General features: G+C 71.4%; 9 protein-coding genes and 1 pseudogene. 2 read left to right on the forward strand and 8 right to left on the reverse strand.

The genetic code is table 11. The annotated features are described in order from the left end of the window. Positions 1-227 precede the first annotated feature (227 nt). The 4 genes from LW587_RS23030 to LW587_RS23045 form a co-directional block, all read right to left on the reverse strand. Entirely contained in the window at positions 228-1,340 is a 1,113-nt protein-coding gene (locus tag LW587_RS23030) for a hypothetical protein (protein ID WP_232631916.1), read from the reverse strand. Between the two features lie 121 nt (positions 1,341-1,461). After that, complete coding sequence (locus tag LW587_RS23035) at positions 1,462-2,070, reverse strand: Isoquinoline 1-oxidoreductase subunit (RefSeq protein ID WP_232631917.1); 609 nt, start codon at positions 2,068-2,070, stop codon at positions 1,462-1,464. A gap of 9 nt (positions 2,071-2,079) precedes the next feature. Beyond that, a complete protein-coding gene (locus LW587_RS23040) occupies positions 2,080-2,595 on the reverse strand; it encodes a (2Fe-2S)-binding protein (RefSeq protein ID WP_232631918.1) in 516 nt (171 codons plus the stop codon). After that, a complete protein-coding gene (locus tag LW587_RS23045) occupies positions 2,592-5,276 on the reverse strand; it encodes a xanthine dehydrogenase family protein molybdopterin-binding subunit (RefSeq protein WP_232631919.1) in 2,685 nt (894 codons plus the stop codon). The genes LW587_RS23040 and LW587_RS23045 overlap by 4 nt, the downstream gene beginning before the upstream one ends. Between LW587_RS23045 and LW587_RS23050 the strand changes: the two genes are divergently transcribed. Then, positions 5,253-5,468: a hypothetical protein gene (locus LW587_RS23050; protein ID WP_232631920.1), complete on the forward strand. Its 216-nt coding sequence runs from the start codon at positions 5,253-5,255 to the stop codon at positions 5,466-5,468. The two genes, LW587_RS23045 and LW587_RS23050, sit on opposite strands and share 24 nt — an antisense overlap. A gap of 536 nt (positions 5,469-6,004) precedes the next feature. Further along, positions 6,005-7,069 carry a hypothetical protein gene (locus LW587_RS23055; protein ID WP_232631921.1) on the forward strand — a complete coding sequence of 355 codons (1,065 nt, stop codon included), beginning with the start codon at positions 6,005-6,007 and terminating at the stop codon, positions 7,067-7,069. Positions 7,070-7,151: 82 nt separating this feature from the next. Here the strand turns inward: LW587_RS23055 and LW587_RS23060 are convergent, their stop codons facing one another. From LW587_RS23060 to LW587_RS23075, 4 genes and pseudogenes are all read right to left on the reverse strand, one after another. After that, the gene (locus tag LW587_RS23060; RefSeq protein ID WP_232631922.1) at positions 7,152-7,505 is read right to left on the reverse strand and encodes a DUF202 domain-containing protein; all 354 of its coding nucleotides are present in this window, start codon (positions 7,503-7,505) and stop codon (positions 7,152-7,154) included. A 175-nt stretch (positions 7,506-7,680) separates the two neighbouring features. After that, positions 7,681-8,064, reverse strand: a complete 384-nt coding sequence (locus LW587_RS23065) for a hypothetical protein (protein ID WP_232631923.1) — start codon at positions 8,062-8,064, stop codon at positions 7,681-7,683. 219 nt (positions 8,065-8,283) lie between these two features. After that, positions 8,284-8,838, reverse strand: coding sequence for a 16S rRNA (guanine(966)-N(2))-methyltransferase RsmD (gene rsmD, locus LW587_RS23070; RefSeq protein ID WP_232631924.1), 555 nt, complete (start codon positions 8,836-8,838; stop codon positions 8,284-8,286). A 43-nt stretch (positions 8,839-8,881) separates the two neighbouring features. Continuing rightward, positions 8,882-9,840, reverse strand: a pseudogene (locus tag LW587_RS23075) (pseudouridine synthase); the annotation flags it as partial.

A 9,840-nucleotide genomic window follows, 5' to 3' on the forward strand; every position in this document is an offset into this window, starting at 1 on the left:
CCAAGGCTCTCGCGCGACAGATCGAGCGCCTCGGCTTCTCATGTGCCATCACACCCGAAGAGACAGTTTCTATTTAGAGGCGTGATCCCTCCCTCCGGGGTCCCGTCGCGTCGCCACGAGGCCCGCTTCGCGTCCGCGGCCCGGCTTGCCCCGATGGATCCGCACAGGGGCAGGCCGGGCGCCGATCTCAGGGCAAGTCTGGCAGGCAAGTGTGTCAGGCAAGTCTGTCAGGGCAGATCCGCCAGCGAGGCGGGACCGGGACCGGTGGTGATCAGGGTCGGCCACTGGTGGGAGCCGAACGGCACCTTCGGCGGCAGATGGGCCGTGACGCCCTTCGCCTGCGCCTGCGCCACGATGGAGTCGCGCGCATCGCCCCCCATCAGTTCGTAATCCATCAGGTAGCGGCTGCCGAAGAAGGTCTCGCCGACCGTGCGGTCGGCGATGATCCGGGTGAGGGATTCCAGCATGTCCTGCGGCGTGGTGGTGAAGGACACGGTCTCGATCAGGATCAGGCGCGCGTTGATGTCCTCCGGCTTGAAGAACTGCGCCAGGACGCTGTAGAGAACGTTGTTCTGCCGCGCCACGTAGATCGTGTTGCTGGCAGCATAAACCTTCTCCCAATCGGCGCCGAGCTGCTGCTTCCAATCGGCCAGCACGCCCATCCAGTGTTTCACCTGGGTGTCGGCGGCCCACTTGATGTTGAGCTTGAGCCGGTTCTTCTGCGCCGCGGCGAAGGCCTGCATGTCGGAGAAGCTCACGACCTTCGCGGCCGTGACCCGGTCGATGAAGGCAATGTTCTCGGCGATCAGCTCGCGATTGTTGGCGCGCCATTCGTCCGGCATCGCCGAACTGTCGATGCTCTCGAGCGCCGCCTGCAGCCGTACCCGGTAGGCGCGCACCTGCGGCTGCCAGGAGGCGTCGTCGCTCTTGCCGATATGGGGGCCCACCACCACGCCCAGCGCCATCACGCTGTGACCGACCGACTTGAGCAGCTGGTAGGCCTCCGGCACCTGGGGGGCCTCCAGCGGCGTCTGGCCCGGACGGTACAGGATGAAGCGTCCGCCCGTTCCCGAGAACAGGCCGAGGATCACCGGGTGCTGCGAGAGGATGCTGGCCTGCACCAGCTTGCCGGCATCGCCGTAGAGTTCGAACATGCCGGTGTTGAGCGCCAGCACGTTCTGCTTGGCCACCTGCGCCGCGCCGGGCACCTTGGCGCCGACGATGACGTTCATGTAGGCGGGACTCTCCGATTGCGCCCGCGCCCCGCCGACGGTGAGCGCGACGGAGCCGGAGAATGCGGCGGCGAGCAAGCCACGGCGCAGCACGGCGGTTCGGTTCATGGGGGTCCTCCAGCACCGGCGGCCCTCTCGGCCGCCTTCGTGCGTGTCCGGTCGCGGGCGCGACGGGATTGCCGCGCCGATTCGAGGTCTGCGACGGCGGGGCCGTCGCGAGGGGGCATCGTCAGGGGCAGGCGGCGCCGCTCTCCACCCAGGCTTCGACCAGGGCCCGGGCCGCCTTCTGGGTTCCGAGCGCCGGGCTGCGGCCCCGTCCCGGGGCCCAGGCCCAGCCGACCAGCGTATCGTCGCCGATATGCGCGATCAGGTCGCCCGGACTGCGCCCGCCGTTGCGGGCCGGATCCTTGATCTGGGCGCAGATCTGCGGAACCGTCTTGCCCTCCCAGGCCATCTCGGCCGGGGCGAGGTGCCAGATCGGATGACCCGGCAGGCCGGCGGGATCGAAATTGGCGCCGCGGTGGCAGCTCGCGCAGCGCAGGGCCGGCAAGCCCTTGCCGTCGGCGCCGCGAAAGACCGGCGGCTGGTGCGGCCGGGCCTCGTCGCCCTGCCGCGGCCGGTCGCCGGCGGGATGGCAGTTGGTGCAGCGCGGATGGGTGAGCACCTTGCCGAGCTCGGTGAAATAGGCGGCCGAGCGCGCCTCCGGATCGGCGATGCCGGCGAAGCTCTGGGGCGGCGCCAGGGTCGAGGGCTCCCCGGCGTCGCTCCGGCTCGCGGCCGCGCCGACGAGGAGACTGGCCGCGAGGAACGCCGCGCCGAGGGAGAGGCCGGAGCGCATGGCGATCCGTCAGGCCAGGAAGCGGGCGGGATCGGCCAGGATCACGTCGCGCACGGCCTCGTGGTACCGCACGTAGCCGGAGCAGCGGCACAGATGCCCGTCGAGGGCCTCGGCCACCACCCTCTCCACCTCGGCGCGGGCCACCGGCGCCTTTTCCAGCCGCTCCAGCAGCACCTGCCCCTCGTTGAGGAAACCGGGCGTGCAGTAGCCGCACTGGAAGGCGAAATGCTCGATGAAGCGCGTCTGGAGCGGGGTGAGGCGCCCGTCGACGGCATGGCCCTCGATGGTGCGGATCGCCTTCCCGTCGAACTCCACCGCCGGGACCACGCAGGTCGGGGTCGTGGCGCTGGTGCCGTCCGGCCCGTCGACGATGATCGCGCAGCTCAGGCACTGCGCCGCCCCGCAGCCGAACTTGGTGCCGGTCATGCCGAGCACCTCGCGCAGGAAGTCGTTCATGGTCAGCGCGTCGCGCACCTCGAGGGGGCCGACGGCCTTGCCGTTGATCGTGAGCGAGATCGTCGTCATGCCAGGATGTCCTTGATCATCGCCTGGGTCACCGGCAGCGACTGGAACCGGTGCCCGGTGGCCGCGTGGATGGCATTGAGCAAAGCCGGCACCACCGGGATCATCACCACCTCGGCCATGCCCTTGGGCGGCTCGCGCGGGGAGAGGGGGGGCAGGACCTCGATCTCGAGGGTGTGGAGCGGGAGGTCGGAGGCGCGCGCCACCACGTAGCGGCCAAGATTCCACTGGCCGTTTCCGGGGCCGTCCTCGAAGGGCGGCAGGGTCTCCAGCAGCGCATAGCCGACCCCCATGGCGAAGCCGCCCTGGGCCTGCCCGAGGACCACCTGGGGCACCAGCACCTCGCCGCACTCGAACACGCTGTAGGCCTTGGCAATGGTCAGCGCCCCGGTGGCGCGGTCGATCTCGACCCGCACGGCCGTGCCGCACATCGAGGAGAACGCGGTGCCGATGCGGTTGTAATCGGCGGGCGGGAAGGCGACGGAGGTGCGCGCGAGGCGCTCGAACCCGCCGCTGCCGCGCCGGATCGCCAGGGCGTCGATGTCGGCGGTCCAGTCCTCGCCCGGCAACGCGAAGGTCGCCTCGGCCCAGGCCCAGCGGGAGAAGGCGTGGGCCATCGCGCCCGTGACGCCGCCCTGCTCATGCGCCTTGGCGGCGATGGCCTTGAGCGGCAGGGGCGACAGGCCGGGCAGGATCAGCATGTCCGCCTGCCAGTACGCGTCCCGCCACTGTTTCCCCCGCGGATCGCGGGGGGCGATGCCCCACAGGGCGAGCGCGGCCGGCCACAGGCCGAAGCGGAAGACGACGCGCGCGGCCTCGGCCGCCGCCTGCGTGCCCACATGCGCGCCGATCGACGCGCTGGTCGCCGACGAGATCGCGGGCACCCAGCGGGGATCGCGGGCGGCCGCATCCTGGTCGGCCTGGCTGATCGCGTAAGGGTCGCCGGAGGTGACGAGGCCGAGCGCATCGAACACGTCGACCTGCGCCACCGTGACTGCGTCGGCGCGCCGGCCGATATGAGCGGCGACCCGGTTGGCGAGCGCCGTGCCGATGCCGTTGCCCATCTCCACGGCGTCGCCGTGGATCGCGACGCGCCCCTCGGCGTCGATGGTGACCGAGCCGAGGGCGCAATCCGCGCCGGTGCCGAAATCCTTGGTCGCGCAGGCGACGCCGGTGCCGACGAGGAGGCCCGGACGGGCGGCCTGCCGGTGGGCCGCGCGGTCGCGCCAGATCGGGTGGGCCTCGAGCTTGTCGAGGATCTCGGGCGCGCGCACCGACACCGAGAAGGGGTTTCCGGTCATCGTGCGCCCGCCGGTCGGCAGGGCGTTGCGCCGCCGTAGCTCGATCGGATCGAGGGGCAGCGCGGTGGCGACCTCGTCGATCAGCGTCTCCAGCGCGGTCAGGGTCTGGAGCGTGCCGTATCCGCGCATGGAGCCGGCGGTGACGCCGCGGGTGTGCTCGGCCACCGTCGTCACGTCGACCTTCGGCACGCTGTACATGCCGATGGCGCCGGTCGCACCCACCACCGCCACGCTGGACGAGTAATTGGCGAGGCCGCCGCCATCGAGGACGTGGTCGGCGGCGAAGGCGCGGATGCGCCCGCTCGCCCGGTCGACGCCGATCTGCGAGCGCATCGCGAAGGCGTGGCGCTTGATGCCGCCCTGGAACTGCTGGAAGCGGTCATGGGCGAGCCGCACCGGCTTGCCGGGGAAGAACATCGCGGCAAGCGCGAGATAGAGCGGAAACGGGGTGTGGTCGCGGCCGCCGAAGCCGCCGCCGACATAGGCGAACTTGGCATCGATCCGGGCGGGCCGGGAATCCGGCTGCGCGGCGGAGAAGAGCGTGGCCATCGCCTCGGCGGCCTCGAACGGGGACTGCACCCCGATCACGATGTCGAGCACCTTGCCCGACGGCTCGTACCAGGCGAGCCCGGCCTCGGGCTCCAGGAACATCGGATCGACCGACTGGGTGGCGAAGGCCCGCTCCAGGGTCAGAACGGCGGGGTCGGCGGCCTTGAGCTCGGCCCGGATCGCCTCGCCATGGGCGGCCCCCTGGGCGTAGTCGCCCCCCTCCGAAACCGGCAGCGGCGCCCAGATCGGCCGGCCGCTGCCCTCGGTGAAGCCCGGGCTGATCCAGCCCGCCTGGATCGGCGAATAGAGGTCGGGCGCGTCCGGGCCCGCCCCCGCGACGCGGGTGAAGCGGTAGGCGGCGTAGTTGGGCCGCGTCTGCGGGCCGGTCTCGGGACCGAACTTCAGCAGGGCGCCGTCGCGGAAGGCGAGCCGGGCCCGATCGAACGCGTCGAAGCTCTCGAACAGGAGCAGGGCCACGGGCTGGCCGAGGTACAGTGGCGTCTCGCCTTCCGGACACAGCAGGTGTCCCGCGTAGAACGGCGGGACCGTGACGCCGACCCGGGCGAGATCGGCCGCCCGGACCACCACGTCCGGCTTGGCGGACGGATCGAGGGCGTCGAGATCGAGGCCTTCGTAGACATGCGTGGCATCGGGCGCGCGCAGCAGGAGGGCATGCCGCGTCTGCGGCGGCCAGCCCGGCATGTCCGCCGCGCGGAAATCCGAGGCGTAGAGCTTGGTGCCGGTCACCTTGGCGGCGCCGTCGATCCGGCCGAGAACGGGGCCGGGGCCGCTCGCCTCGGGAAGGGTCTCATGCGCGAGGAACGGCCGGGCCACACCCAGGGCCGCCTGAACCGGCCCGAACGGGGACACCGTGATCGCGATACCGCCGGCGGCTGCTTGCTTGAAGAAATCACGCCGCGACAGCTGCATTCGAAGCATTCCCTGGATGAGCTCGGACGGACGCTGTCGATGGCGGACGACATTCTTATTGAAGTTATTAAATTTTCAGACCCTAAAAAACGGTGAAAACAGAGGTGCAATCTGGAGGCTTGGAACGCACAATTCCCTCGTTGACACGCCGCACTACTGATGAAATGGCAGATTGAGTTCTCGGCGCCGGGCCGAACGTCCCGGCCCGGCGCGGTGGCCCACCGCTTGCCCCCACGAGCCCTGACCGACGGGCCCTGACCGACGGGCCCTGACCGACGGGCTCGACGCTGTCGGCCGGGGGATCGGGTCGCTTGCCGGCCGTGCCGGGTGACCGAGGTCGACGGACCGCCCCTCCGGCGCGTCGGCCTGCGGCGATGCCGATTAAGGGAACCGCACGGAAGACGGTGCGGCGGCCTGCCGGACGATCGGGGCTGGCGTGACCTGCCGCGCTCTGGAATGACGCGGCGGCTGGCGATATCGGAGGGGACGCGGAATGGCGACTTCGTGAGGCGCGGGTGACGGACGCGCCGCGCTCAGGCACAGGCGAGGGGCGGCCGGGAGGGAGCGGGTCGCCTTCGGCCGCGAGCCGCCGGAGAGGTCGTGACGGGAATGTTCAGGAAGGATGCCGAACGATGACCCAGGTGAAGGAAGACGTTCCGGTCAGAGAAAGCGGCATCGCGCTGGTCGGAAAAATTCGCGACAAGGACATTCTCCTCTCTTGGAAGCTGTCCGCGACTGACATCGAAGCCGTCGAACTGGTGATCGACCGGATCGGTCGCGACCCCGATCGGATCCCGCTGACGGCGCGCGGCGCCGTCGATGAGGCCGTCACCGAAACCATCACGTTCGATGGTGAGACGAACGTGTCCGCCATGTCGATCCGCGTTCTGGAAGGAAACGAGTGGCGCAAACTGCCCCACGATCCGAAGAACTACTTCCTCGACCGACTGCTCTCGCTGGATATCAATCAGCTCAACAACAATTTGCGCTGGGCCACCCGGGTCGAAGACCTTGATACGCGCTTCTTCGCAGCCCGCAACTCCATCGCCCATACGCCCGGAAACATCGAACTCCACTCCAGAGCGCTGGTCGCCGTGAGCTATCAGGCGATCGAGAGCGATCGTGAGCCTATCCTGGATTGGGCACACGCCTTCTGCCTGGAGAATTCCGCGGCGTTCGAGGCCGAGCCGGATCTGGAAGTCTTGGGCTCGACCCTCGCCTTCAGACTGCACCTGGCGGTCTGGCGGTCGGATGTCGAGAGTTTCGAGCAGATCGCGCGTGCACTCTTCGATAAGAAATTCGAAGACGGCGTGAAGGCCTCGCCGAGAGCGATCTTCAACCTCATCAGGGCCAGCGTTCTCGCCGGCGGGTACTATTACAATATCGGCAACCTGACTGCTGCGGCTGATATCTGCGGGCGATACGACCACTATTTCCGGGTCGTCGCCGAAGATTTTCCGCGCGCCCTGTTTCGCGAGATCGTCACCATCACCAAGGCGGCCTATGTCTGCCGGATCATCTTCGAGCTGGCGCAAAAGCGCCATCCCGAAAAGGGCGCGGCCACCTACCTCAAGCCCACCCCCAACAACATATGGATGGAGGGGAACCGCTTGTGGGATCCCGCCGCGCGCGAGCGGATGCAGAAGAAATTCGCGGCCATGATCGAGGCCGCGAAGGCGAAGCGGCGGAGTTCCTGAGACGGCGCGTGGGATTTGCGCGCGATCGCGGGGACGGCTGGCCCGGCACCGGGCCGGCGGCCTGCCCCGCGCATCCACACTCTCACCAGAGCATGACCGCCGCCAGGGCCGCGATCGACCCGAGGATCAGGGCGAGGCCGAGGGTGACGGCGCGCGCGATCAGGGGGACCTGGGCGGATCCCAGATGGCGGCGCAGCGTGTGATCGCGCCACACCGCGAGACCGAAACAGAGGCTGCCGCAGGCGATCAGGGCCAGGGCCAGGAGGCGGAGCGCCCCGCCGGAGACCGATCCGGCCAGGAAGTGCTGGGCGGCGAGCCCCGCCCCGAGGAAGGCGAGGCCGGTGCGCAGCCACGAGGCGTAGGTGCGCTCCGCCGCGAGGATCGTGCGGTCCTCGGCGAGCCGCACCCGTGGGTCGTCGGGGGAAATGTCGCTCAAGAGCCTGTCTCCCTCGGATCCCCCTCGGCGCCGCGACGGCGGGGCGGGACGTCCACCGGTGGGTCTGCGACAGGACGCCCGTGGGACCGCGGGTCGTATCCCGCGGCGACGCCCCCGGCGCGCCGGGGGCCGGCGCCCGCCGAACCGGTCCGAACGAGAGGCGCGGGGGCGCGGCTCATCGCGGCCGGCTCGAGGGGCGCCCCCGTCCCTCGGAGCCGAAGACGCTGTCGAGGACCGATCGGGACGACGGGCTGAGCCCGTGATCGCCCCGCAGCCGACGCCCGTCCGCCCGATCGAGCCGCGCCATCTCCTCGCCGCATCGCTGGATCGCGAACACCGTCCGGGATGCCGCCGGCGCCTGTCGTTGCGCCCCGCCGCGCTCGAAGCGCAGGCATTCGGCGAGATCCGCTTTCAGGGCATCGAACGCGGCGGCCTGTGCGGTCGCGCCGAGGGTCACCAGGAGGAGGGCGGCCAAAGCCAGCTTGGTAAGAGTCGGTTTGGGCGAGGGCGCTTTGGCCGAGGTCGCTTTGGCCAAGGCGGGTTCGGCAACGGGACGCATGGGGCACTCCGGTCGAGGGCGGTCGATGCCGACAACGCGCCGGACGGCGGATCGTGCGGTCCGACCCCGAAGGGGGAGGGGGCCACGACGATCCACGGCCCGGCTCCGGGATCGGCGCCGAGGCCCGGACTTGTGGGACGACCCTCCATGAGGGGGCGCCGGGCCTCTCATCCCCCGCTCCCGCCTGAGCCGGCCCGCCCGAACCGCGCGGCGCACGGATCAGGGGGCGAACCGGGCGAAGGTCACCGTGGTCTCGCCATAGCTCCGCCGCTCCAGCTCCGCGAAACCATCCGGCAGGACCGGTCCGGCGCCCGCGGATTCCTCGACGAGGACGAGGGCGTCCGCCGCGAGCCAGCCGCCCCCAACCGCCGCCGCCAGGGCGGCCGGGGCCAGACCCTTGCCGTAGGGCGGATCGCAGAAGACGAGGGTGGCGGCCCCTTCCAGCGCGGGGCCGAGGCGGGTCGCGTCGCGGCGGATCAGGCGGGCGCGGGACCCACAGCCAAGCGCCGCGATCGTGTCGCGGATCAGCCCGCACGGATGCGGGCCGTCATCGACGAGGAGGGCGCGGGCTGCGCCGCGCGAGAGCGCCTCGAACCCGAGGGCGCCGGTGCCTGCGAACAGATCGAGCACGATCGCGCCCTCGACCGGATCGTCGTAGGCATGGGCGAGCACGTTGAACACGGCCTCGCGCAGGCGGTCGGAGGTCGGGCGGATGCCCTCCGCCTTCGGGCCCGCGAGACGGCGCCCGCGCCATTCCCCCCCGACGATCCTCACGGCCGCGCCTCAGCGGATCGGGCGGGCGTCGCCGCCGGCCGCATCAGCCATTGCCGCGCGGCGGACGGCCCCCGCCGCCGCCCCGGGGGCCGGGCTTGCCGCCAGGCCGGGCACCGCCCGGCCGGCCGCCGGGCTTCGCGCCACCGGGCTTGAACGCCCCGCCGCCGCCGGGCCGGGCACCCGGGCGCCCGCCACCGGCCTTGAAGCCCCCCTTGAAACCGCCCTTGAAGCCGTCCTTGGACTCGCCCCTGGCGCCGTCCCGGGCGCTGTCGCCCTGGCGGGCGCCGCCCTTGAAGGCAGGCTTTCCGCCGGCCCCCTCGCCGCCGAAACTCTTGCCGCCAAAGCTCTTGCCACCGAAGCTCTTGCCGCCGGCCCCCTTGCCGCCGAAGCTCCGGTCACCGAAGCTCTTGCCCGCTCCCTTGAAGCCCCCACGCTCGTGACCGGAGCGGTCGCCCGGGGAATCGCGGCGCTCCGGGGCCGCGGCCCCGGCGGGACGCTCGCGACGGGGCGCTCCCTCGCTCCGCTCCCGGGGTGGACGGCCTTCGCCATCGAACCGGCGCGGAGCGGTCGGGCCGCGGCGCTCCGGCGCTGCCTCCCCCTCGTCCCGGCGGCGGGGACGGGCATCGCCCGTGGGCGCCCGGCGCGGGGCGGCATGACGCTCGCCACGATCTTGGCGCTCACTACGATCTTGGCGCTCACCACGATCTTGGCGCTCGCCGCGATCTTGGCGCTCGCCGCGATCTTGGCGCTCGCCGCGATGGGGGCGCTCGTCGCCCTGGCGGGCCCCGCCCTGCTCGTCCTCCTTGCGGAAGCGAACCCGGCGGTGCGGCTCGGGCGCCGGGGCCTCGGGGGATGCCTGCAGGCGCTCGACCAGGACCCGGCGTTCGCCCACGGCGGTGATGGCACCGACCCGCTCGCGACCGCGCTCGGCCGCCGCCGCGCGGGCGGCCTTGGGATCGGCACCCCGGCGCGGAACCTTGGAGGCGCGGGGGCGGTCGTCGT

The sequence above is a fragment of the Methylobacterium sp. Leaf118 genome (genome assembly GCF_920984675.1).
Lineage (GTDB): Bacteria > Pseudomonadota > Alphaproteobacteria > Rhizobiales > Beijerinckiaceae > Methylobacterium.

What these genes read in the sequence shown, in the direction of transcription:
- LW587_RS23030 (WP_232631916.1), bottom strand. Translation starts at nt 1,340, where the DNA reads ATGAACCGAACCGCCGTGCTGCGCCGTGGCTTGCTCGCCGCCGCATTC.
- LW587_RS23035 (WP_232631917.1), bottom strand. Translation starts at nt 2,070, where the DNA reads ATGCGCTCCGGCCTCTCCCTCGGCGCGGCGTTCCTCGCGGCCAGTCTC.
- LW587_RS23040 (WP_232631918.1), bottom strand. Translation starts at nt 2,595, where the DNA reads ATGACGACGATCTCGCTCACGATCAACGGCAAGGCCGTCGGCCCCCTC.
- LW587_RS23050 (WP_232631920.1), top strand. Translation starts at nt 5,253, where the DNA reads ATGCGCGAGGAACGGCCGGGCCACACCCAGGGCCGCCTGAACCGGCCC.
- LW587_RS23055 (WP_232631921.1), top strand. Translation starts at nt 6,005, where the DNA reads ATGACCCAGGTGAAGGAAGACGTTCCGGTCAGAGAAAGCGGCATCGCG.
- LW587_RS23065 (WP_232631923.1), bottom strand. Translation starts at nt 8,064, where the DNA reads ATGCGTCCCGTTGCCGAACCCGCCTTGGCCAAAGCGACCTCGGCCAAA.